Origin of the sequence: Haloferula helveola (genome assembly GCF_037076345.1) — a bacterium.
Lineage (GTDB): Bacteria > Verrucomicrobiota > Verrucomicrobiia > Verrucomicrobiales > Akkermansiaceae > Haloferula > Haloferula helveola.
The window spans coordinates 2,482,396-2,506,718 of record NZ_AP024702.1 but is presented as its reverse complement, the minus strand read 5'-3'; the positions used below and the strand labels follow the sequence as shown (position 1 = coordinate 2,506,718).

Genomic DNA, 24,323 nt, shown 5'->3' with positions numbered 1-24,323 from the left:
GGCGATGGCTTGGTACACTCCAACCGATTCACTGAGTGAGGCGGACCAGCAGAAGGGCCTGAAGGTCCTGTTCTACGAAAGCCTCAGCTCGCACGCGATGACCCTGCTGGTCACCGGCGCGTTCCTGCCCGGCATGGCGCTGGCCCTCGGCGCGAGCAACTTCATCATCGGCCTGCTGGCGAGCTTCGCGCCAATCGCCCAGATGGCCCAGATTCCGGCGATCCTGATCGTCGAGAAAGTCGGGCTGCGGAAGCTGCTGACGGTCGCCTTCGGGCTGTTCTCGCGGCTGGCACTGGTCGCGGCCGCGCTGGTGCCGTTCTTCGCGCCGGAGGGCTCCGCGGTGTTCCTCTTCACCCTCTTCATGGTGATCTTCTTCATCGGCGGATCTTTCGCCGGTTGCTCGCGGGCGTCGCTGATCAAGGACCTCGTTCCGGAAAAGCAGCGCGGCTCGATCCTCGCCTCGCGACTGGCCGCGGCGACCGCGCTCGGCGCCGTGCTGAGCGTGGCGGCGGGTTTCAGTATCGATGGCCTGACCAAGCTTCTCAACGAACCCGCGGCGTATGCGGTGATCTTCCTCGTGGCCGCCGCATGCGGTCTCTTCGGAGCGGCATCGGTCGCGTGGATGCCCGAACCGCGGATGCCGAAGCGCACGGACGGCGGCGGCTGGATCAGCAGTCTCGCGCGACCGGTGAAGGATCCGAACTTCCGACGCGTGCTGATCTTTTCCGCGGCGTGGAGCTTCACGGTGATCATGTCCGGCGCGTTCTTCACCGTCTACATGCTCAAGCGCATCGGCATTCCGATGAGCTGGGTGATCCTGCTGGCGGTGCTCAGCCAGGTGACCAACATCTACTTCTTCCGCCTCTGGGGCCGCATCTCGGACCGCTTCAGCAACAAGAGCGTGCTCGCCGTGTCGGTGCCGCTCTTCATCGTGCTGCTGCTGCTTTATCCCTTCACCACGATGCCGGAACGCTACGCGCTCACGGTGCCGCTGCTGATCCTGATCCACCTGATCGGCGGCATCTCGACCGCCGGCTTCAACCTTTGCGCATCGAACATCGCATTGCGTCTGGCGCCCCACGGAAACGCCACAGCCTATCTCGGCGCGAACGCTTTCGTCTCCGGCCTGGCCGCGACGATCGCTCCGATCCTCGGCGGTGCCATCGCCGGGTTCTTCGAGATCAAGGAGGTGAGCATTGATCTGTTCTACCGCGCCGACGCGTCGAAGGTGGACGAGGCGTTCACCATTTCGGCACTGAGCTTCCGCGGTATCGACTTCGTGTTCTTCGCTGCGGCGCTGACCGGCTTCTACGCCTGGCACCGGCTGTCGCTGATCGAGGAAGAGGGAACCGTCAGCGAGTCGGCGGTTCGCGAAGAGGTGATGAGCTCGGTACGGACCAGCATCTTCTCCACTTCCGGGCTTAGCATGGGCATGCGACGGATGACCGCGTTTCCGTACGAAATGCTCCGGAAATCGGCGCGTCGCAAGAAAGGTAAGGACGAGCTCCCCCGCACGTCCGACGAACCGGGCAAGCCGCCCGATGATCCGCCTGCCGAGGCGGGCGCGATCTGAAGCAGCCACCGCAGAACTCACGGGCAGGGTCCATAGAGAAGATCATGAAGGCGCCGCGCCGACGGTTCCACCCGTGACGAAGCTGGCCTTGGTGAGCAGCTTCCTCGGGTCATCCTTTCCTCGCACGACGCGGTTCGCCCAACGAACGGCATGCCGGACGATCGGGTCCACGTTCATGCGGACATGGGCAACCGTCGGCCGGCACCAAGAGAACGAGAAGTCGGACTCCAGGCAAACCAGCGAGACGTGCTTCGGGGCGAGAATGCCATGCTGGGCGAGGTGGGTTTGGGCCGCATGGAAAAGGAACGGTTCGTCGATCAGCAATGCGGTGGGCGGAGTTGCCGCAAAGAGCCGGTCGAGGCTCTGGATGAATCCGTCTGCGGTGTCGTCCCAATCGGGCAGGTTGTAAGCACCGGTCGGGATGCCGTGGGCCTCGAGTTCCGACAAGAATGTCTGTGCATCCTGCGCCGGATTGGGGAACCGGAAAAGCGAGCGGCCCAGAAGGACGACCCGTCGATGGCCGAGCCGTGCCAACTCCCGCACCGCATCGACGATCGCGTCACGACGGTTGGCCGACGCGGTGGCGATATTGATGTCGGTGTGCCTTCCGAACAAGGCGAAAGCCGGACGGGGCTGCTCGACGAACCACTGCAACACCGGCGGCGAACCGGCGACCACGATCCACGCATCCGCATCGTGGCTCTCCACGACCCGGCTGACCCGGGAGGGGTCCATTTTCATCTCCGTCAGGGTCTTCGGCGCAAAGGTCACCGTGTGCCCGCTTTCCTCGAGCTGGTGCCGGATGTCCACGATGCTCCGCATGCCGGTATCCGACGGTTCGAAAAGAAGGATCGCGACCCTCATCGCGGCCGCATCGGCAGCGGCGGCCGGGTTGATCGTCCGACGTCGGCCGGGCCCCTGCCCGATCAGAAGGCCCTCCTCTTCAAGCACTCGCAGCGCGGCCTCCACCGTCTTCCGGTTGATCTGGAACTCCGCCGACAAGCGGTGAACCCCCGGCATGGTCGCGGTCCACTGCCCTCTTCGCACTCCCTCACGAAGAAAGTTGGCAAACTGCTCGGTCGCGGAACGAAGCTGCCATTGGGACACCCGCAAACCTACCCCAATTCGACCATGGTTCGCAACCGCCAATGCACTCGACCGAGGCGGTGGTGTGCGGATCGTAAGAATGCATTCTTGGAGAATTCACTGAGACCATGAAAAGACCAAATCCCCACCAACTGAACCGCATGCTTCTGGGTGTCTTCGGCACCCTCGGCCTGACCCTCACGGCCGCTGCGCAAACCCCGGTCCCGATCACCAACGCGGGCTTCGAGGACCCCGTTCTTCCTTCGGACAATGATCTGGGCGACCCGACGGGCTGGTCCTCCTTCGGCAGCCCGAGTGATGACGGTTCGTGGAACCCCGGTATCGCCGCCTACCCGGCCGAGGCTCCGGAGGGAACGAATGTCGCCTACGTCTACGGAGGCGTGGTGGATGCCGGGCTCTCCCAAGTCCTCGCCGGCGGGACGGGCCTGTTCCAAGCCGACGCCAACTACAGCCTGAGCGTCGAAGTCGGGCAGTCGAACTCCTACCTCTTCGACGGCTATCGCGTCCAGCTGTTGGCGGGTGGCACGCTGCTGGCTGAAGACGACAACACCCTCTCACCCGCGGCCGGCACCTTCGTCACCTCGACGGTGAACTACACCTACGACGCCGGCGACGCCGCACTCGTCGGCCAACCCCTGGAAATCCGTTTGCTCGCAAAAGGCCAGTCGGGTGGATCCAACGGCGAGACCGATTTCGACGATGTCCAGCTCACCGCGACCCTGACCAGTCCGATCGCCAACGCCGGTGGTCCCTACACGGTGCCGATCAGCGGATCGCTCTCGCTCGACGGCAGCGGCTCGCTGCCGCCCGACGGCCAGTCGATCACCACCTACGAGTGGGATCTCGACAATGACGGCGACTACGACGAACTGATCAGCGGCGCCACTCCGGCATCCATTCCCTACGGCGACCTTCAGTCGACCTACGGCATGGTGGTCGGAGCGAACACGATCAAGCTGCGGGTGACCGACGACTCGTCGCCCACGCCGAAGACCTCCACCGCCGAAGGCACGGTGACGCTCGCCGCACCCGTCGCCGGCCAGCTCGGCATTCTCGATCTGAATGCCAACGGCGGGATCAACCCCAACACCGGCAACCCGTGGCAGGTCGGCGACAAGTACAGGCTCGCGTTCTACACCAGTGGCACCACAGCGGCGCAGTCCAACGATCCGGACTACTACAACGACTTTGCAACCTCCGAAGCCTGGCAAGCATCGAATCTAAAGGGCACCTACTGGAGGGCCATGGTGACCGTGAACCTCGATTCCGCCACCACCCAGGCACTGTCACCGAAGAGTGAGGCGAAAGCTAACACCGGAACCGGCGATCTCACCGGTGGCACGGGTGCGGGTGGCGCCGGTGAACCGGTTTACGTCGTGAACGGAACGACCTGCATTGCCCGAAACAACGCGGACATCTGGAACAGCTGGAGCAACCCCTTCGCGGGAGATGCCGTGATTCGCATTGCTTCCGGCAGCACCAATCTCAACTCCGACGGAAACCCGGTGACGGCCTCACAAAACGTGCACTACTCACCATACCTCAATCAGTTCGGCCTCGGTGATTCGGCAAACATCCACGGCGTGGATGTCGCCACAGGCTGCAGCAACAGCGGAAGCCATGTCAACGCGCTCGGGGACACCACTGACAATACCAATTACAACAACGGCAGCTCCAACGCCAACAACACCAGCCGGGTCTGGAACCGGTTCACACAGAACAACACGACGAGCCTGAGGGTCTACGCCATCTCCGTCCCGCTCACGATTGTCGATCTCGCCGAAACCGTCGCGCCGAGCGTCGTGTCGCTGGTCGACGACCGTGCCGGAGCCGATCTCAATCTCGGAGCCGCCTCGGTGGTCTACACCGTGACCTTCAGCGAGCCGATCGACGCCGAGACGCTCACCACCGCCGACTTCGGCAACGCCGGAACCGCCGGATTCACCGTCGACACGATCCGCGGCACGCTCGACTCGTCCGTCTTCGAGGTCACCGTCACGCCGACCACCGCCGGCACGCTCCAGCTCCAGGTGCTGGGCGGGGCGGTGATCGAGGATCCGGTCGGAAACGCGGTCGATACCGGTTCGCCGATCAACGACGACACCACCATCACGGTGATCGACGACAACACCGCACCGACGCTGGTTTCGATCGTCGACAACGTTTCGGGCGGACCGATCGTCGCCACCCAAACGGCCACACCGACTTACACCGTCACCTTCGACGAGGCGATCGAGCCGTCCTCTCTCACCACCGACGACTTTGAAAATGGCGGAACGGCAGGAGTCACGATCGACAGCGTTTCATCCACCGGCGATCCGGCGGTTTTCCAAGTGGCGGTGACCACCTCCACCGCAGGCACACTCATCCTGCAGATCGCGGCCGGAGCGGTGGTCGAGGATCTGTCCGCCAACGCATTGGATACCGGCGTGGCCCTGCCGGACGACACCACCATCACCGTGAATCCGGCACCCGAACTCGCGGGTCAGCTGGGTGTGCTGGATGTGGTCAACGCCAACGGCGGCATCAACCCGGTCACCGGACTGGCATGGGCGGCGGGAGACACTTACCGGCTGATCTTCCTGACCAGCCAGACGACCGACGCCACCTCGACGGACATCGCCACCTACAACACCTTCGTGCAAGGCGTTGCCGCCGCCAGCTCGACCTACCCCGATCTCGGCAACGGGAGCTGGAAGATCGTCGCCTCCACCGAGACCGTGGATGCCCGCGACAACACCGGAACCAATCCCGGTTCCGGGACCGGCGTGGCCGTCTTCCTGATGGACGGCGTGACCAAGGCCGCCAACGACAACGCCGACTTCTGGGACGGCTTCATCGAGAACACCGTGAGCCTCGACGAGAACGCTTCTGCCTTGGTTGAAAACCGGGTGTTCACGGGCAGCAACTTCAACGGGACCTCGGTCGGAACCGGCGGAGGCGACAAGCCGCTGGGCGTGCTCGACGGCGATGGCGTGCGGACCGGGCAGTCAGACTCGAACCAGTTCTGGTTCGTGCAATGGAAAGAGAACGGCAACAACCTCAACTCGGTCTACGCCCTCTCCGAGCCGCTGACGATCATCAGCACGGCAGCCGGCTCGCCTTACGATACCTGGACCGGCGGTTTCCCGGGTCTTAGTGATCCTTCGCCTGAAGGAGACGACGACGGCGGTGGCCTGCAGACCGGCATCGAATGGGTGGTCGGTGGAGACCCGTCCGACGGTAGCGATGACGCCGGCCTCGCGCCGACCTTCGACAACACGTCGGATCCGGACTTCTTCATCTTCACCTATCTCGAGTCCGACGACGCCGAGGCCGACGGCTTCACATCGATCGCGGTGCAGTATGGCAACGACCTCGTCGGCTGGACCGATGCGGTTCACGACGGCACCGACATCATCATCACCGAAACCGAGCTGGGCGCGGTTGACTCCGTCGAGGTGAAGCTGCGGCGCAGCGCCTTCGAGATGGACGGCCGGCTGTTTGCGCGGCTGCAGGTGCTGATCGCGGTTCCATAACCCGACGAAAGACCTTCAACTGTTGATGGCGCATGATCCCGGCCTGCTTCGGCAGGCCGGGATTCTTTGTGTTCCCCTCCGGTAGGAAAACGGCGGGAGCCCCGTAGACTCAAAATGCGAGTGCTGGCGATATTGCTCATCCCCGTCCTGCTGCCGGACATCCGTGCCGCGGATCCGGCACCTCTCGCCGACAACGCCACCACCGAGGAGTGGCCGCACTTTCTCGGACCGCACTTTGACGCAACCACCCGCGAACAACCACTGCTGGAGAAGTGGCCGGAGGCGGGGCTGAAAGTCGTGTGGGAAGCCCCGCGCGGCGAAGGCTACAGCTGTCCGGTGATTGCCGATGGGCGACTGTTCCATTTCCACCAGGTGGACGGCGGGGAGACCTTGGACTGCCTCGATCCGGCTACCGGAGAGAAGGAGTGGTCGTTTTCCTATCCGATCGAGTATCGCGATCGCTACGGCTTCAGTGCGGGGCCGCGGTCGAGTCCGGTGGTCGCGGACGGCCGCGTGTTCATCGCCGGCGTCACGGCGCAGCTGAACTGCATCGATGCCAAAACCGGCAAGCGGATCTGGCATCGGGATCTCGAGAAGGACTACGCGGTGCCGCAGTACTTCTTCGGCTACGGGCCCACGCCGTTCGTCCACGGCGACAAACTGATCATCAATGTCGGTGGCAAGGCAGATGGCGACAAGGGCGTGTGCGTCGCGGCCTTCGACGTGAAGACCGGCAAGACCTTGTGGGAAGTAACCGACACCTGGGGCGCGAGCTACGCGTCGCCGATGGTTGCCGAGTTGCGCGGCAAGACCTGTGCCCTGGTGATGGCGGGCGGCGAGAGCAAGCCGGCCCATGGCGGACTGCTGACGATCGAGGTGGAGACCGGCAAGGTGCTCGACCGTTTCCCGTGGCGGGCGCGGAAGTACGAGTCGGTGCTCGCGTCCTCGCCACTCGCGATCGATGACCGGCGAGTTTTCATTTCCGAGTGCTACGAGCTCGGCGGCGTGCTGCTCGAGTTCGATGAGGAACTGAAATCACGCCCGGTGTGGAAGCAGCGTGAGTTCGGGATGCACTTCATGATGCCGATCGTGAAGGACGGTCACCTGTTCGGCTTCGCAGGGAGGAACCCGCCCGACACCGAGTTCAAATGCGTCGATCTGGAGAAGGGCGAGATCGCTTGGACCAAGGACTACCGCTGGCAGGAGAACGGCATGATCGAGGGGCTCTTCCGCGGCAGCCTGCTGCAGGCGGGAGATCGCTACTTCGCGCTCGGGGAAGACGGAATCTTCATCGAACTCCGGATCTCTCCGAAAGGCACCGAGGAGGTCCAGCGGACGCGTCTCTTCACCGCACGGGAAGCGTGGACGCTGCCTGCCCTGCATCGCGGTTTGCTCTACGTCGTGCAGAACACGCCCGCGGCCGATGCCGGGCGTCGCCTGATCTGCTACGACCTGCGCGGAGAGTGACGGTCGTCACGCCCTCACTCAGGTGCCTGCAACGGATTCTTCCATGCCAACCCGGGAAAGCGGGAAAAGTCCGAATCGTTCGAGTGCAGCACAGCCCGGTTGGCGATGGCATGCGCGGCAAGTACGGCATCCGACGTAAGTGTCCCGGCGCCGCCTGAGGATGCGAGCAGATCCATGCAGCGCCGGAAGTGTTCCGGCTCCGGGACAAGCACCCGGACATGGGGCAAACCGAGCCAGTGCTCGACCACCTCGCGCGCCTTGGCGAGCGGTACCGCCGCCGGGCCGAGACGTGGATTCGTGGCAATCCGGACGAAGCCGAACAACACCTCGTGCGGAAGTCCGATAAGTTCCTCTCCCGCCATGCAATCCCGCCACCAGTCGGCCGCGCGGGCGTGCTGCGGCGTGTGCGGGTTGTAGGCGTAGAGCAGGAGGTTGAGATCCGGGATGATCATTTGCCCAGTTCGTGCAGGGTGTCGAAATCATCAAGCTCGTCCGCCAGACGATTCATGCTGACATTCGCGAACTCAGGCGGGAACGGGGCAGGAAACAACGGCACAAGCTCGGCGCCATCACCTTCCCGGCGCGCCAAAGCCGACCGAATCGCCAGATTCAGCACCTCCTTGAATGAGCGTCCGGATCGCCTGACCTCCTCCTTCAGCAAGGCCTCGGTATCCGGGTCGATCGTGACCGTGGTTCTCATGAAGACATCATGATGCACCTCAGTTTGCTGTCAAGACAGCACAATCCTTGGTTTTCCCCGGAGCCCAGCCTGCAAGCACGGCAAGGACCCTCCGGCCTCAGCCGTATGGGGGCAGTGAGATTCCTGCTCATCCTTTCGATCCTTGGGGGCATGGCCTCCGCCGAGCCCCACCCGCGCATCCTTTTCCCGCCGGCGATGGAGGCGGACGTGAAGGACCGGATCGCCAATGACCCGTTGGCCAAGGCAATCCATTCGACCGTGCTCGAACGTGCGGAAGAGGTGCTCGAAGAGCGCACCTGCGAGTATCTCATCCCCGACGGACGCCGCTTGCTCCGCGAGTCGCGTCGAGCGCTTTCGAACATCCTGAACTGCGGTATGGCATGGCGGACGACCGGTGATCCGCGCTTCCGCGAAAGGGTGATCCGGGAGCTCGATGCGGCGGTGGCGCTGAAGGACTGGAACCCGTCACACTTCCTCGACACCGCGGAGATGTCGGCCGCGGTCGCGATTGGCTATGACTGGCTCTACCACTCGCTGACCGAAGGGCAGCGCAAGCGCTACGAGGACGCGCTGATCCGAAAGGGCCTCCAACAGGTCGAGCGGGTCGTCGGCAAGCAGCACTGGTGGGCGCGTGGTCCGCGAAACAACTGGTCGCAGGTCTGCGGATCGGGCATGGGCATCGCGGCCGAGGCGGTCCGCGAACGGGAGCCGGAGCTGTGCGCGAAGATTGCCGACGAGTCGCAGCGGCTCGTCGAAGCCTGCAAGGCCTTCTATCTCCCCGACGGCGCCTATCCCGAGGGCCCGGGCTACTGGGCATATGGTACCAACTACCACATCATGGGGCTGGCCGCATGGCAGGCGCTCGGGCGGGATGTTGACCTGCCGGCCGTGCTCGGCCGCAGCGGCGACTTCATGATGCACGTCCACGGCCCGACCGGCCTGCCATTCAACTATGCCGACGGACCCGCCCGCCGCAGGCTGCCGACCCCGGCGCAGAGCTGGCTCGCCAGGCAGTTCGGTGACGCCGCCCAGGCGAACTACGTGCGCGGCGAGCTGGAGTCCGGGCTTGCGGAAGGAGAGGAAAAACCGGGCGGCTACTTCCCGCTTCATCTACTATGGTTACCGGAGCAGCCGGATGCCGACGCCTCGATGCCGCTGACCGCTTCCTTCGAGGGCGAACAGTCGCTCGCCTTCGCGCGGACCGGCTGGGGCCGTGACGCGGCGTGGATCGGGATCAAGGGCGGCACCGGAGCGGCGAGCCACGGTCACCTCGACGCGGGCGCCTTCGTCTACGATGCCGGCGGCGTCCGCTGGTTCGACGATCTCGGCAGCGACGACTACAACATGCCGGGCTACTTCGGAGACAAGCGCTGGAACTACTTCCGGCTCACCAACCATTCCCACAACACCCTGGTCATCGGCGGGAAGCCCCAGGACGATCCGCACACCGGTTGCACGATTGAGGGGTGGGAAACCGACACCTCGCTCCACCAGGCGCGCATCGATCTGACTCCGGTGTACCGGGGACAGGCGAAGTCGGTCACACGCACCGTGACCTTCGATGCGGCCGACGGCTCGGTCGTGATACGCGACGAGATCATCAGCCCCGAAGGTCCCGTCCGATGGGCGGCTGTGACCCGGGCCGAGCCTCGCATCGACGGCGCCGGCGTGACGCTCGTTCGGGACGGCAAGTCTCTCTCACTCACCCGCATCGACAACTCCGGAGGAGAGTGGCGGGAGTTTTCCATGACACCGCCGACCGCCGCCGAGAATCAGAACGAAGGATTCCGGATGATCGGATTCACCGCCGAACCTTCGGACCGGATGACGATCGAAGTCCGCTGGGAACCAGCCACTGACTAGCTCCCCATCCCCCGCTCCTGCCAAAGCTGCAGGAGATCCTGCGACCAGTCGCGATTGGCCCGGAAGGCATCGTCGGTCCAAACGAGCAGGTTCCGCCGCGAGTCGGCCGGGTCCTTTTCCTCGCGGATCATTCCGGCCTCGATGTAGCGCTGGATGATGCGCCCCACCGCCCAGCGGGTGAGACCGACGCGCTCGCTGACCTGGGTGACGCAGACCGGCTCCGCCCGGTACATCCCGAGCGCCACTTCGGTGAGCACCCTCAACTCGCCGAGGGTCGTCGTCGGAGGAAGGTATTTCTGGAGAAGAAGATAGAAGCCTGCCGCGAGTTCAACCGCCTCACGTTCCATCCGCGAAAACCCCATTCTCATCATCCGATACGTGCATATACGCACCTATGCTTCCTTTCTAACTTCAAGATACGCAGTGTGCTAGGGCGTTTCGCGACATGGTAGCCGGCTTTCGGCTCCTCCCCAAAGAACGCAACATGCCGGCCTCACACCCCCCCCGGGGGCCGGCATGCCCTCCCCCCGGGGAAGGCGGATCGGAGCTTTGGGAAAACGAGGGCACTTTTCGCGAATCTTCCGCAGCGCCGTGTTTTAGGAGCGGGTAACAGGGCCATCCACGCCCTCGAACCCCACTACCCTGCTCCATGAAACCGACTGCTCCCCTCTGGATCAGCGGCGGCCTGCTGGTCGTCGCCGGTGTCGCTCTGCTTCCACGGCCCTCCGCCGAATCCACCGCACCCGAACGCGAAACCGCAACCGCCCCGCGCGCCCGACTCGAGAGGGCCGCCATCCGAACCGCTCCGCTCCGAGAAACCCTGGCGCCCCGCGGCCACCTTTGGGAACCCCATGCCGAGACTGCCGCCGAGGCGCGACGTCACTCGATCCCCATCCGCGCCGAAGCCTTCGCTTCGATTCGGGAAGCGAAAGCGGGCGACCGTCTCAAGCTCGACCTCTCCCGACGCATTCCGAATCTCGACGCCGAGGTCGCCAATGACGCGGTGCAGGACGACGGCACTCGCGTGACCCATCTCATGATCGCCGGAACTCCGGAGGGCGAGTTGATCATTCAGGAAAACCAAGCCGCAGGATTCTTCCTGGCGCAGCTTTACTACGAGAACGATCCGGTCGCGTACGAGTTCCGCGAATCCGGTGACGGCCTCGTCGCCGAGCGCCATCCGGTCAGCGACCTGATCTGCTCGATGGTCGGAAACGATGGCGAAGTTCTCGCCATGGGCCTGCCTGAACCCGAGATCATGGAAGGCCGCGGCAATGGCAACGGCGGCGGTGGGAATGGAGGAGGTGGCAACGGCGGCGGCGGTGGCCGCACCATCTCGATCTCCGATGCCAGCATCACCGAGGGCACCGGCGGCAGCAGCGAACTGACCTTCACGCTCACCCTGAGTTCGTCCGACAAGAAGAACGACATCACGGTCGACTTCGCGACCAGCGACGGCACCGCGACCGCGCCGGACGACTACACCGCCACCAGCGGCACGGCGGTCATTCCACGGCGTTCGACCCAGACCACCGTCACCGTGCCGGTGAACCCGGACTCGCTGGCCGAAAGTGACGAGACATTGACCGTCACGCTCTCGAACGCTTCGGGCGCGAGTCTCGGCACCGCGACGGCCACAGGCACGATCCTCAACGACGACCAGGGGCCGACGCTCTCGACCTTCAACATCGTGACCTACGAGGGAGATAGTGGAACGACCACTGTCAACTTCTCGGTCGACCTCAGCCAGGCGGCTGCCTCGCCGGTCACGGTTGACTATGCCACCGCCGACGGCTCGGCCTTCGCCGGCAGCGACTACGTCGCGACTTCCGGATCGCTCACCTTCCTTCCCGGTGAGACGACCAAGCTCGTCCCGGTTCAGGTCATCGGCGATACCGACTACGAGTATGCCGAGGCCTTCTCACTGGTGCTCTCGAACGCCGTCGGCGCGCCGATCGATGTCGCGCAGGCGGGATGCCTGATCCTCAACGACGACCTTTCGCCGTCGACCGTGCCCCTGCTCGACAGCCTGCCCGGCGCCACCGCGGTCGCCTACCTCGACATGGACGGTCACGTCAGCAGCGGAACCCCTTGGAACGGCGGCAACACGATCGTCGCCCAAGGCATTGCCGGGACTTTCACCCAGGCGGCGATGACCGACATCTGGAAGCGGGTCGCCGAGGACTTCGCCCCGTTCCAGATCAACGTGACCACCGACGAGGCCGCCTATCTGGCCGCTCCTCCGGCGATGCGCACCCGCTGCGTGATCACGCCCGATAACGAGTGGTACGGAGCCGCCGGCGGCGTCGCCTACCTCAACTCGTTCACCTGGACCGGCGACACGCCGTGCTGGGTGTTCTCCGACATGCTGTCGAACTCGGGCTCGTACATTGCCGAAGCCTGCTCGCACGAGATCGGACACACGCTCGGTCTCCTTCACGACGGTCGCACAACTCCTTCCGAGGCTTACTACCAGGGTCATGGTACTGGCGAGACCGGCTGGGCACCGATCATGGGCGTCGGTTACTACCGCTGGCTGACGCAGTGGTCGAAGGGCGAATACCTGAATGCCAACAACCCGGAAGACGACCTTGCGATCATTACCGGACAGAACGGCTTCGGTTACCGCACGGACGATCACGCCGACAGCTCGGGCGCGGCCACGCCGCTCGACCGCAACGGACTCTTCGTCCACGGCGAAGGGCTGATCACCACCTCGTCCGACCTCGACGTGTTCAGCTTCACCATCACCGCAGCCGGCCCGGTCGGCATCCTCGTTGAAGCCGCCTACCCCAGCGCCAATCTCGACATCCTCGCCGAGATCCGCGACGTCAACGGCACGCTGCTGGCGAGCGACAACCACCCGGACATCCTGCGCTCCAACCCGGTCGTCACGCTCAATCCCGGCACCTACTACCTACACGTCAGCGGCACCGGGAAGGGTGACCCGCAGGTCGCGGGCTACACCGACTACGGATCGCTCGGCGCCTACACCGTGAACGGGCAGACGCCCTGACCATCCCCCAAGGCAACCGGCGGGCAAGCACCGCCACCCCGGAAGAGGAGGAGCGCCCCGCGTTCCTCCTCTTTCATCGTACGGCTGAACGGGAGTCATCACGGACCGCGGTGTTGCGTTCGACAGCGCGGTGCCGCTCTGGTTGGTTCGGGTTGACCACAACCACCCGATGACCCTCCACCCGCTCCGTTGGTTCCTGCCTCTGGCTCTCGCCGCGATCGCTCACGCCGACGAGTTGCGGGTGGCGGCGGCGGCCAGCCTCGATGAGGCGATGGGCGAGATTGCCGCGGCCTTTGAAAAGGAAACCGGCATCGCGGTCCGGCCGGTCATCGCCGGCTCGAACACCCTCGCCCGCCAGATCGAGCACGGCGCACCGATCGATGTCTTCATTGCCGCGGATGAACGAAGCATGGAGCGGCTGGTCGGAAAGAAGCTCGTGGAAAAGCCGCAAGCGCTGCTGACCAACCGGCTGGTGGTGATCATTCCGAAGCACTCTCCGGCGAAGATTGGAAGAGCCGATGATCTCCTTCAATTGCACCGGCTCGCGATCGGTGACCCCGGCGGAAACCCTGCGGGCATGTATGCGAAATCGTGGCTGGAGCGCGCAGGAGTGTGGAAGTCGTTGCAAAGCCGTTGCGTCGGCACCGCTCATGTTCGCGGAGCGCTCGCCGCGGCCGGAGCCGGCAATGTCGATGCCGCGATCGTTTACCGAACCGATGCCGCGATCTCGGACAAGGTGCGCATCGCGTTTGAAATCCCAGCCGACGAGTCACCCGAGATTCGCTATCCGGTCGCGGTATGCATGCGATCCACCGCGCCCGAAGAAGCGAAGCGTTTCGTCGCGTTCCTGAGGGGTGAATCCTCCGCCGCCATATTCAAACGCCGGGGCTTCGGTCTCGCGAATTCCGAGCCGTGATCCCCGCCGACTTCCGACTGATCCTGTTCACCGTCGGTTCCGCGGCACTGGCGGTGATGATCGCGTTGCCTTTCGCCATCGCCCTCGGATGGCTGCTCGCCAAGAAACGATGGCGTGGCAAAACACTCGTCGAAGCCATCGTGCTGTTGCCGCTTGTCGTGCCCCCGGTCGTCACCGGATTGGTCTTGCTGATGCTCTTCGGTCGCAACGGGCCATTGGGCCAGCCGCTCGAAGCATGGTTCGGCATTGAGGTGATCTTCACGTGGAAGGCGGTGGTCATCGCGATGGCGGTCATGTCGTTCCCGCTGCTGCTCGGCAGCATCCGCACCGCCTTCGAGGAAATTCCCGAGCCGCTCGAGAACGCCGCCCGCACCCTCGGTACGCGGCCGTGGCGGGTGTTCTTCCGGGTCAGCCTGCCACAGGCGAAGCGCGGCATCGCCTCCGGCGTGCTGCTCGGTTTCTCACGCTCGCTCGGCGAGTTCGGCGCGACCATCATGGTCGCCGGTTTCATTCCCGGCGTGACCGAAACCTTGCCACTCGCGATCTACCGCGGCGTGCAGTCCGGCGACGACTCGCGCGCCTGGATGCTTGCCGGCGTCTCGGTCGGCATCGCCGTGCTCTGCGTCGCCCTCCGCCAGTGGGTCGCGAAGTCCGCCGGACCCCGGCTCTAGGCCGCAGGCGGACCGCGCGAGCCCACTCGCGCCCCGGTGATTCCGCGCGATAAATCTGCTTGCGGCGCCGATCCGGCGAGTCACGCTCCCGCTCGCGCACAAAAGGTGAACAACCCGCGCCGCCCTTACGCGATCCGCAACCCCCACGCCGTTGAGCGATTTCTTTTCCAAGCTTTTCGACACCTCGGATTTCCCGGCGCGCTGGCACTGCGGTGACTGGGATCCGTTCCACGGGTGGCTCCACATCGTTTCGGACATCGCCGTCTGGGCGGCGTATTTCACGATCCCGCTGATGCTGATCCACTTCGCGCGGAAGAAGAGCAGCAACATCCTGCTCAACCGGGTCGTGTTCCTCTTCGCCGCCTTCATCCTGAGTTGCGGGACCGTCCACCTGATCGACGCGATCATTTTCTACCACCCGCTCTACCGCCTCTCGGGACTGACCAAGCTGCTCACGGCGCTCGTGTCGTGGGTGACCGTCTTCTACCTCTGGCGCAAAATTCCCGGAGCGCTCGAGCTGCCCGAATTGAAAGCGATCAACTCGCGGCTGACCGACGAACTCGAGCGACGGCGCCAGGCGGAGATCCGCGCAGAGATGGCCAACCGCGAGCTGAAGATGCTGTCTTCGATGGTCGCGCACGACCTCCGCAACCCGTTGTCCAGCGCCGTGATGATGGCGGACCTCGCCGTCGAAAGCAGCGAGCTCCGGACATCCGAGAACCTGAGCATGATCGCCGACTCGCTGCGCGCGATGAATCGCCAGCTCGAAAGCCTCAAGGTCGATCTGAAGGCCGGCACTCCGGCAGCCATCGAGGATGTCGATCTCGGTGCCCTCATGGGCGATGTGAAGGCGGCGGTCTCGTCGGTGATCCTGGTCAAACGCGGCACCTTGGTCTGGGAGGACCTCCCCGTCGCGAAAGCCGACCGCGATGCCATTTTCCATGTCTGCCTGAACCTCGTCGAAAACGCCCTCAAGTACAGCGGATCTGCGGATCCCGAGATCCGGGTGTCGGCGGTCCGGTCGGAAGACCGGGTGCTTCTGCACTTCGACGACAACGGGAGAGGCATCGATCCGGATGACCGCGAGCGCGTCTTCGGCGCCGGTTACCGGAGCGACGACTCGAGTGACCGCGACGGCCACGGCATGGGGCTCGCCTTCTGCCGCCGCATCCTCGATGAGCACGGCTGGAAGATCTCGGCAGCCGAATCGCCGCTCGGAGGCTCACGCCTGACCATCTCGCTCCCGGCAAGCGCCGTCGCGGGTAACGACGGGAATTGAGCGCTTCCGATGGCGATTGGTGGAACCGCAAAGGGACCATTTCGGAAATTGGAACGAGCCGCAGGCGGACCGCGCGAGCCCACTCGCGCATCGCCGGACCGATGGAGCGCGAGTGGGCTCGCGCGGTCCCTTTTCCTTGCGCCCGGAGTCGAGCTGACTTCCGTGTCAGTGGGCGATGTCCGTTTGCAAACGGGTGATCCCCATGGCAATGCAGACGTCTTCCCTGCTGATGAACTTCCGCGCCGCCACGACTCCGCTTCTCGCGCTTGCTGCATCCTTTGGGACAGCAATCGCCAGTTCCGCGGAACCACCAGCACCCGACCGGCCGCGTGTGATCGTGACGACCGACGGTGAAGCGGACGACCGCTGCTCGATGGTGAGGTTTCTCCTCACCGCAAACGAGTTCGAGGTGGAGGGCATCATCAACAGCAGCTCGCAGTTCCACTGGGTCGGCGGCGAGGGGTGGCACGCGTTCCATCCCGTCGATTGGGTCGAGAAATACATCGCCCTGTACGCGAAAGTGCATCCCAACCTGCTGCTCCACGATCCGAACTATCCTTCCCCCGAATACCTGCTGAGCCGTTGGAAGGTCGGCAACATCGGCCCGGACGGCGAAGACAAGAAGCGCACCGAAGGCGCCGAGTGGATCGCCAAGGTGCTGCTCGACGACACCGACCCGCGACCGGTCTGGATCCAGGCATGGGGCGGTTGCAACACGATCTCGCGGGCGCTGCGGATCATCGAGGAAGACCACCCGGAGCGGATGGAGGAAGTCGCGGCCAAGCTGCGTCTCTTCCTGATTTGGGAACAGGACGGAACCTACCAGAGCTACATCCGTCCGAACTGGGAGCGGTTCGGGATTCCGACCATCATCTCCGACCAGTTCGACTGCATGGCCTACATCTGGCCGAAGGTCCTGCCGGAGAAAACGAAGCGCTACTTCGAGGCCGACTGGATGGGCGAGCACATCCTGAAAGGTCATGGCCCGCTGTGCGACGCCTACGAGCACCTCAATGGCGCCTTCCATGCCGAGGGCGACACGCCCGCCTTCCTCCACACGATCCCCAACGGCCTGCGCAGCATCGAGTCACCCGGCTGGGGAGGCTGGGGCGGTCGCTACGTGAAGATCCGGGCGAACGTCTGGATGGATCCGCCGCCGGCTCCCGACTGGAAGCATCCGGACGGCCGATGGACCATCGACAAGAGCTGGGCGAAAAAACTGGAAAATGTTTCAAGTCCCGAGGATCAGGCGGTTCGCGCGCACTACTTCAAGCCGATCTCACGCTGGCTCGATGATGTTCAGAACGACTTCGCCGCCCGCGCCGACTGGTGCGTGAAGTCCTACGAGGACGCCAACCATCCGCCGGTCGTCGAGTTGAAGGACACCGCTCTGGAGATCGATGCGAAACCCGGCGAGACCGTGACGCTCGACGCCAGCGCCAGCCGCGATCCGGACGGTGACCGCCTCACGGCACGCTGGTGGCACTACCGGGAAGCCGGAACCTACTCGGGACCCGAACTGGCCGGCTCCGACAAGCCGAAGGTCGCCATCAAGGTCCCGGCCGACGCAAACGACGGCGACACCATCCACATGGTCTGCGAGGTCACCGATTCCGGAACCCCCGCGCTGACCCGCTACGCGCGCACCGTGATCCGGGCACAATCGAGCCGCTGAGCTGGCGCGAACGATGGATCCACTGGTCCTTCCACTCCTCCAGTAGCGGCTCGCCTTTGTCTCCTGACAGGGTAGCGTGCCCATGATGGATCGCTTCATGCGGAAACCCACCCTGCCCCACCTGCTCGCCGAGCGGCTGATGGAGGAGATCCGCGGCGGCGCGTGGCCATCCGAGCTGCCCGGCACCCGCGTGCTCGCCCAGCGCTACGGGGTGGATCGCAAGACCTGTGAGTCGGCGCTCGGGATCCTGACCGAGCGCGGCTTTCTCGATCCGCCGGCCCATGGCAAACGGAGACGGATCCACGCCGCCTTCCGGGATCGGGAGAAGGTGGTGCAGGGAAACCTGCTGCTGCTCCACTCGACGCGACAGGTCCTCGGTGCCGCCGAGCAGGACTACCTGTGGAAGATCGCGGGGATCTGGCGGGACCTCGTCGGTGAGGCATTCGTCGAGCGGGTCGACTTCGGCCGCTACCGTCGACCGGCCGCCTCGCTCGGCCGCCTGATCGACCGCCACGGCGCCAGCGCCTGCTTCATGCTCGTGCCGACGGCGGGTTGGGCGGCGGAGGCTGCGAAGCATCTGCCGACCTACTGCGCCGGTGGCGACATCGAGCCGGATTGGACGGGAACGCTCAGCGCGTTTTCCATTCGCGACTCCGTGCGCGACGCCGCTCTCAGGCTGCGAGAACTCGGGCACGAACGGATCGTCTCACCGATCGAAGGCGGTTGGGCGAAAGGGCGGAGCACGGTGCAGGACGGGATCCTCTCTGCCTTTGATGGAAAGCATCCGTGCTACACCCGGAACGATCTTGCTCCCGAATTTCCCGAACCCGTTGCGGAAGCGTGGCCCGGATACTGGCGGAAGTGCTTCGCGAGCCTGAAGCCGACCGCCTTCATCTTGCGGGAGGAAAGCCACCTGCTCTCGCTCTACAGCTTTTGTGCCCAGCACCGCATCCGGATCCCGACCGACCTCTCCGTGATCCTGCTCAGCCACGACGAACGTCTCGAGTGGCTGCAACCGAAACCGGTCATGGCCCGCTATCCCTACGTCAAGGCGATCAACCACTTCCGCTCGTGGATCTCCAACGGATTGCAACCGCTCGGACGCCACCTGCTCACGCTGCAGCTCAGCGAAGAAGGCCAAAGCATCGCCCCGCCCGCGGCAACCGGCGCCTGAGGAACGGGGTCACTCCTTGGCCGGAAGAATCAGCGTGTTGCTGTCAAAGTCGATGCGGGCATTGAGCTGCTTGAGCACCGGAGTGCCGAACACGCCTCCGAGCCGGGGTCCGTCGTCTTCCTGCAATCCGGCCTGGGTCGCCATCGCGGTGAAGACCAGCTTGTCCAGGACGAAGGCATCCCCAAGCCCGACGTCTTCCGCACGGAACTTGGGAACCCCGCCGGTCTTGTGCATGCCGCGGACCGTCGACGTTCCATCCACCGCTTCCAGCTCCAGCTCTTCCGCGATCGCCGGCTCGATGATGTTGGCATTGGCTCCGGTATCGAGAAGGAACGCGAACTCCTTTCCTTCGAGCTCGAGCACCACATAGGGAAAACCGAAACGCCCTTCCTCCAAAGGCACGACCGTCGCGCCCTGCTGCTTCATCGCCGTGGTATAGGTTCCCGCGGGGGCGTCCGTGGAGGGAAGCAGCAGGCGGGAGCCGCCGTAGTCGAAGACCGCGCGCACCTTCCTCAGAAGCGACGACCCCATCAATCCGGAAATATCGGCCGGTTCGCCGCCGACGGTCAGATGGTCGAGATGATCTACGGGAATTACCGTAGCTTTCGGCTGCGAGCCGAGCTCGATGCGACCACCGATCACGGTCTTGGAAATCGCGGCCGAGTAACGTGTGGCCTTGCCACCCGCACCCCGGGCCTCACCCGTTTCCTCCAGCTCCTTGCCGAGCGACTTGATGAAGCCGGTGTCGTACGCAAGCGAGTACGCACAGCCGGTATCGAGGAGGAAACGGGCAGGCCTCCCCTCCGTTTCGACATCGATCACGAACAGGTTCGACTTGTCGGTACTGTGGACCGGGACAGGCTGGAACGCGATCCGCGTCTCGGCAAACGCCACGGGCAGTAGGGCGAGAGCCGCGAGGAGGGGCAGGGATTTCATGGGGCAGGTTGGGACGTCGGCGACCGATTCGGTCGGTCGCTTGTCCGCACCCTGACTGCCGGAGCCCGCCCCGCCCAAACGGGATTCGCGGATTTCACTGGTCCAAATTCAGGACCAGTAAGTCGCGACTGAGGATATCAGGCGATCAGCGTTTGATGTAGCGGTCCCACTGGCTTTCGATGTCGGAGACGTTGACCGCTTCGACGTGCATGTCGGCGAAGACCGCGTGGACCTTGCCGTTCCCGTGGACCTCGCTCGCGGGAATGAGTTCGTTTTTGATATCGCCCTTCTCGAGGGTGAGGTTTCCCGTGTAGTAGCCATCGATGAAAATGATCTTGGTCGATGCCCGCTTGAGACGGGTCAGGTTGACCTCGGGATAGGGATTGCGGTTGCCGCGGCTGGGTTCCTCCCGCAGTTCGAGATTCATCCGGTAGGTTGCGGCGGGATTTCCGAACTCGTTGTCCGGCGCTTCGTTGCGGATCAGCGGGCAGCCGCGCTTCTCGAATTGGATCTGCCTGGCGTTCTCGATGTCCGTGTCCCAGTACTGGAGGAAGGGCGATTGGCCCTGATCACCACTGCTGTCGGGGTCGTACGGAAGGCCGCTGACCGCCGCCCAGTTGTCGGGCAGGTCGAGACGTCCGTTGCGCTCGAGAGAGGCCGTGTTGAAGACCATGCTCCAGTCGCGCATGTTGTTGATGCACTTGGCCGATCGTGCCTTCCTGAGTGCCTTGCTGCTGAGCGCGAAGACGAGCGACGACAGAGCCGCTACGATCACGATGACAATCAGCAATTCGATAAGGGTGAACGCCTTCCGGCTCCGAGCGGGTTTCGATGGGTTCTTCATGGGTCTGCCGGAATGCTCCGCAATCCGACCCATTTTCCGCCATCACACAAGTGGGTTACCCGGGGCAGGTTAGACCCTTCGGAGACCCCGCCGTTCCTCAGTTCATCCAGTGGTCCGGATTGCGGCTGTCCCGGTATTTCATCGCCGCTTCCGTCCGGGAACGCACGTGCAGCTTCTCATAGATGTGCCGGAGATGGACGCGGACGGTCTCGGTGGAAATGTCGAGCTGATCGGCGATCTCCTTGTTCGCGAGACCGTCGCAGAGGCAATCGAGGATCTCGGTTTCGCGCGGCGTCAGATTGAGTTCCTCGGTCTGGGATTCCGTCGGTTGGTGGAAGGCCTCGACGACCCGCCGCGCGATTTCGGGGCTCATCGGCGCGCCGCCTGCCCGGACATCGTCGATCGCGGCGCGGACTTCCGCGGGTGCGGAGCGTTTCAGCAGGTAGCCGGATGCTCCGGCCTTGAGGGCGGCGAAGATCTTGTCGTGGTCGCGATAGACGGTGACCATGATGATCTGGATCCCGGGCAGGTGCGACTTGATCCGTCCGGTCGCCTCGATGCCGGAAATGCCCGGAAGATTGATGTCCATCAGCACCACCTGGGGCCGGAAGGCGTCGACCTTCCGCAGCGCATCCTCGCCGCTGGTCCAGACGCCGACACACTCAAGGTGCGGAGTGGCCTCGATGATCTTTCGCAGGCTCGCGCCCAAGGCCGCGTTGTCCTCGACGATCGCGATCTGGATCTTGTCTGTCGTGCTCATGAAGTCGGTGCAGGGGGCAAGGGAAGGCGGATGGTCACCGTAGTGCCTTCGCCGGGTATGCTATCGATGCTACAGGCGCCTCCGCAATCCCGCATCCGCTGGCGGAGGTTGGTGAGGCCGTTGCCCAAGGTCTCGGCATATTCGAGGTCGAATCCCTTCCCGCGGTCGGAAACCGTCACGACCAGTTCGGCGTCCGTCAGATCGATCGACAGCGAAATCGAGTCGGCACCGGAGTATTTGACCGCGTTGTTGAGGGCCTCGCGCGTGGTGAGGAAGACACTGTGGCGACGACGCGGACCGATCATCAGATCGGGGACCGAGCGCGGGAATTCGAGGTCCAGGCCGACCTGCGCGTTCTCGAGGAACTCCCTTGCCGAGGCAGCGATGTAATCGACGAGCGAGCGCAAGGTGTCCTCCCTCGGCGTTGCCGCCCAGACGATTTCGTCGAGGGCTCCGACGACTTCCTTCGACTTCTGCGACAGCGTCTCCATGGTCGGACGGAGATTCGCGTCCTCCTCGTCCTCCGCTCCGAGGGCCGAAAGAATCGAGAGCTCGGTCAGGCTTGCTCCAAGATCATCGTGGAGGTCGCGTGAGATTCTCGACCGTTCCCCCTCGATCAGGCCCTGCACCCGCAGCGCTTCAAGGCTTCGGCGCATGCGCCGGCGGGCGACCACCCAGCCGCTGGCCAGTGCTGCCAGAAGAAGCACGACGATTGCCGAGGTGATGAACAGCGGAGTCTCCCAGAAATGGCGACGCACCACGATCGAAACGGTCTCGGGGAGAATGTTCATGACTCCGTCGCCATTCACACTCTGGACCTCGAAAGTGTAACTTCCCGGCGGCACCGCCTGATAACTCGCGGTCCGGTCCGAGCGGTTGAAAGAGGAATCGCGGTCCAGCGGGTCAAGGCGGATCCGGTAGGTCACCTTCTCAGGGGCACTGAGGCTGACACCGACGAAGTGGAAGACCAACTGAACGCGCCCGGGTCCGGTGACGATCGTTCCTTGGCCGGCCGGATGGCGGATGCCGTCGATCTCGACCGCATCGATGTGGAGGGACGGTGGAGCGAGGTTGATCCGGATCTCCTCCGGCCGGACACCCACCACACCGCGCGTGGTAGGAAACCACAGCGCTCCTTCACCATCATCGAAAACTCCCGGTTGCGCACCGCCGACGCACTCGCGGGTGTTCATGCCGTCGGAGCGATCCAGCCGGACCCAGCGAGGAACGATGGAGCTGTTGGTCAGCCGGCGGATGAGCTCGGACCGCGAGACCCGGATGATCCCCCCGAGCGACCCGATCCAGAACTGGTCGGTCCCGTGAAGCACAAGCCCGGTCAGGCGCTCGTCAGGCAGGCCGTCCGCTCTTGAGAAACGATGCCATTTCCCGTCCCGCCGAACGAACAGACCGGCGTCGATGGTCGTCACCCAGATTTCTTCGCCTTCGAGAACGAGGATCTCCGAAACGTAGCGGCGGCTCATCTCCGCCGGAGTCCCGATCAGCGAAACCGATCCGTCTTCGATGATCGCGATATGACCATCGACCGTGCCGGCGAAAACGCGTCCGTCGTCCGCGGCAAAAAGCGACGTGATCTCGTGACCCTGCAGCTTGGCATCGTCGGTGAAGACCGCGATCTGGCCGTCCTCGATCACGCACAATCCCCGGTCTCCACCGAACCAGAGGCGGCCGGTCGGATCTTCCGCGATCGCATTCACCTTCGCCGCCTGGGAAACCTCCGAAAACCGCAGGTCAAAGCCGGTGCCGTTCCACGAGAAGACACTGCCGTGGGCCGCGGTGAACCAAACGGTTCCGCGAGAGTCCTCGAAAATGCACGCGATCGGCCGGCGGTATCCGCCTTCGACCAGTTCGAGGTGCTCCACTTCGCCGTCACGGATGCGATCGATTCCCCCATCGCGCCCGCCAAGCCACCATGTCCCTTCACGGTCCCGGATCGCGGTCCGGACATCCGCAAGAAAGGGCCCCTCCTCAGTCTCGAGAAACGAAACCCGGCTTTTCCTGACCCGGATGAGGCCCTGCACGGGACTTGAGAGCCAGAGATTGCCCTCCTTGTCCTCAAGCATGTCGCTTACGGTGAGCTGGCCGTCGAGTTCGGGAATGACGGGGATCGCGCCCGCTCCCTCCTGCCCTTCGTGCAGCAAGGTGTCCCCGGACACGATCCATCGGTCCTCGTCCGAGTCCTCCAGGGACGTCGGCGTGCTCCGGTCATCCCGTCGCCCCCTCGCGATTTGGGCGCGTTGGTCCGCAACCATGCTGGCGACCAGATCCTCCGACGGATCGGCAACCTGAACCGGCCCATCCGCATCAAGTCGCCAAACGTCGTTCGACCGAATGAAATGGATCTGTTCATCGTGGCTGAAAAGCCGCGTCACGAGTGGAGGGTTCGCTTCGGCCGTCCCCTCGATCACCTCCACCAACTCGTTGTCCGTGATCCGGAACAGGCCACCGAGGGAGGTCGAAATCCAAACGCCATGATCTTCCGGAGTGAAAACACGGAAGAAGGCGAACCGTCGGCCGATGGCCGGTTCCTGTGCCCCGATCGAAGTGAAGCCGAGGCCATCGAAACGAGCGATCCCCTCGGCGGTGGCGACCCACAGGAAGCCGTCTTCGGTCTGGCCGATGGAGCGAACAACGTTTCCCGGCAGACCGTCTTCGGACTGCCAGACGTGAACCAGAAACCCATACCCCGCGGCGAGCGATTCGGCTGCCGGCGCACGGCAGGTCAGAATCGCGAACAACGCCGTGAGCAACCATCTCATCGAATCAAAATGTGATCCGGCGGCCCGGAGCTGTCGAGGCAACTGGA

At 64.2% G+C, this 24,323-nt stretch carries 18 protein-coding genes; 10 read left to right on the top strand and 8 right to left on the bottom strand.

Annotated features, from left to right (window positions below):
* Nucleotides 1-4 precede the first annotated feature (4 nt).
* Nucleotides 5-1,573: an MFS transporter gene (locus HAHE_RS09225; protein WP_338690411.1), complete on the top strand. Its 1,569-nt coding sequence runs from the start codon at nucleotides 5-7 to the stop codon at nucleotides 1,571-1,573.
* Between the two features lie 42 nt (nucleotides 1,574-1,615).
* On the opposite strand, the gene HAHE_RS09220 is transcribed toward HAHE_RS09225, so the two are convergent.
* Nucleotides 1,616-2,593: a substrate-binding domain-containing protein gene (locus HAHE_RS09220; RefSeq protein ID WP_338690409.1), complete on the bottom strand. Its 978-nt coding sequence runs from the start codon at nucleotides 2,591-2,593 to the stop codon at nucleotides 1,616-1,618.
* Nucleotides 2,594-2,787: 194 nt separating this feature from the next.
* On the opposite strand from HAHE_RS09220, the gene HAHE_RS09215 reads away from it, so the two are divergent.
* The gene (locus HAHE_RS09215; protein WP_338690407.1) at nucleotides 2,788-6,198 is read left to right on the top strand and encodes a hypothetical protein; all 3,411 of its coding nucleotides are present in this window, start codon (nucleotides 2,788-2,790) and stop codon (nucleotides 6,196-6,198) included.
* 120 nt (nucleotides 6,199-6,318) lie between these two features.
* Complete coding sequence (locus HAHE_RS09210) at nucleotides 6,319-7,665, top strand: PQQ-binding-like beta-propeller repeat protein (RefSeq protein ID WP_338690406.1); 1,347 nt, start codon at nucleotides 6,319-6,321, stop codon at nucleotides 7,663-7,665.
* A 14-nt stretch (nucleotides 7,666-7,679) separates the two neighbouring features.
* Here the strand turns inward: HAHE_RS09210 and HAHE_RS09205 are convergent, their stop codons facing one another.
* Both HAHE_RS09205 and HAHE_RS09200 read right to left on the bottom strand, forming a co-directional pair.
* The gene (locus HAHE_RS09205; protein ID WP_338690405.1) at nucleotides 7,680-8,117 is read right to left on the bottom strand and encodes a TA system VapC family ribonuclease toxin; all 438 of its coding nucleotides are present in this window, start codon (nucleotides 8,115-8,117) and stop codon (nucleotides 7,680-7,682) included.
* Entirely contained in the window at nucleotides 8,114-8,365 is a 252-nt protein-coding gene (locus tag HAHE_RS09200; RefSeq protein ID WP_338690404.1) for a CopG family transcriptional regulator, read from the bottom strand. The genes HAHE_RS09205 and HAHE_RS09200 overlap by 4 nt, the downstream gene beginning before the upstream one ends.
* Nucleotides 8,366-8,479: 114 nt before the next feature.
* Here HAHE_RS09200 and HAHE_RS09195 point away from each other — a divergent pair, with 114 nt between their 5' ends.
* Nucleotides 8,480-10,228 (top strand): heparinase II/III domain-containing protein, encoded by a 1,749-nt coding sequence (locus tag HAHE_RS09195; RefSeq protein ID WP_338690402.1) that lies wholly within the window; start codon nucleotides 8,480-8,482, stop codon nucleotides 10,226-10,228.
* On the opposite strand, the gene HAHE_RS09190 is transcribed toward HAHE_RS09195, so the two are convergent.
* Nucleotides 10,225-10,575: a helix-turn-helix domain-containing protein gene (locus HAHE_RS09190; protein WP_338690401.1), complete on the bottom strand. Its 351-nt coding sequence runs from the start codon at nucleotides 10,573-10,575 to the stop codon at nucleotides 10,225-10,227. The two genes, HAHE_RS09195 and HAHE_RS09190, sit on opposite strands and share 4 nt — an antisense overlap.
* A gap of 302 nt (nucleotides 10,576-10,877) precedes the next feature.
* Here HAHE_RS09190 and HAHE_RS09185 point away from each other — a divergent pair, with 302 nt between their 5' ends.
* The 6 genes from HAHE_RS09185 (at nucleotide 10,878) to HAHE_RS09160 (ending at nucleotide 18,959) form a co-directional block, all read left to right on the top strand.
* Nucleotides 10,878-13,244 carry a Calx-beta domain-containing protein gene (locus HAHE_RS09185; RefSeq protein ID WP_338690400.1) on the top strand — a complete coding sequence of 789 codons (2,367 nt, stop codon included), beginning with the start codon at nucleotides 10,878-10,880 and terminating at the stop codon, nucleotides 13,242-13,244.
* 169 nt (nucleotides 13,245-13,413) lie between these two features.
* On the top strand, nucleotides 13,414-14,160 hold the full coding sequence (modA, locus tag HAHE_RS09180; RefSeq protein ID WP_338690398.1) for a molybdate ABC transporter substrate-binding protein: 747 nt from the start codon (nucleotides 13,414-13,416) through the stop codon (nucleotides 14,158-14,160).
* Nucleotides 14,157-14,831, top strand: coding sequence for a molybdate ABC transporter permease subunit (gene modB / locus HAHE_RS09175; protein WP_338690396.1), 675 nt, complete (start codon nucleotides 14,157-14,159; stop codon nucleotides 14,829-14,831). The genes modA and modB overlap by 4 nt, the downstream gene beginning before the upstream one ends.
* Before the next feature lie 151 nt (nucleotides 14,832-14,982).
* Nucleotides 14,983-16,110: a HAMP domain-containing sensor histidine kinase gene (locus tag HAHE_RS09170; protein ID WP_338690394.1), complete on the top strand. Its 1,128-nt coding sequence runs from the start codon at nucleotides 14,983-14,985 to the stop codon at nucleotides 16,108-16,110.
* Between the two features lie 208 nt (nucleotides 16,111-16,318).
* The gene (locus HAHE_RS09165) at nucleotides 16,319-17,785 is read left to right on the top strand and encodes a DUF1593 domain-containing protein (protein ID WP_338690392.1); all 1,467 of its coding nucleotides are present in this window, start codon (nucleotides 16,319-16,321) and stop codon (nucleotides 17,783-17,785) included.
* A gap of 97 nt (nucleotides 17,786-17,882) precedes the next feature.
* Complete coding sequence (locus tag HAHE_RS09160) at nucleotides 17,883-18,959, top strand: substrate-binding domain-containing protein (protein ID WP_338690390.1); 1,077 nt, start codon at nucleotides 17,883-17,885, stop codon at nucleotides 18,957-18,959.
* Between the two features lie 9 nt (nucleotides 18,960-18,968).
* Here the strand turns inward: HAHE_RS09160 and HAHE_RS09155 are convergent, their stop codons facing one another.
* The 4 genes from HAHE_RS09155 to HAHE_RS09140 form a co-directional block, all read right to left on the bottom strand.
* Nucleotides 18,969-19,895, bottom strand: a complete 927-nt coding sequence (locus HAHE_RS09155; protein ID WP_338690389.1) for a pepsin/retropepsin-like aspartic protease family protein — start codon at nucleotides 19,893-19,895, stop codon at nucleotides 18,969-18,971.
* A gap of 145 nt (nucleotides 19,896-20,040) precedes the next feature.
* Complete coding sequence (locus HAHE_RS09150; RefSeq protein ID WP_338690388.1) at nucleotides 20,041-20,739, bottom strand: type II secretion system protein; 699 nt, start codon at nucleotides 20,737-20,739, stop codon at nucleotides 20,041-20,043.
* 97 nt (nucleotides 20,740-20,836) lie between these two features.
* Entirely contained in the window at nucleotides 20,837-21,499 is a 663-nt protein-coding gene (locus tag HAHE_RS09145) for a response regulator transcription factor (RefSeq protein WP_338690387.1), read from the bottom strand.
* Entirely contained in the window at nucleotides 21,496-24,276 is a 2,781-nt protein-coding gene (locus HAHE_RS09140; RefSeq protein WP_338690385.1) for a sensor histidine kinase, read from the bottom strand. Before HAHE_RS09140 ends, HAHE_RS09145 begins: the two co-directional genes overlap by 4 nt.
* Between the last annotated feature and the right edge of the window lie 47 nt (nucleotides 24,277-24,323).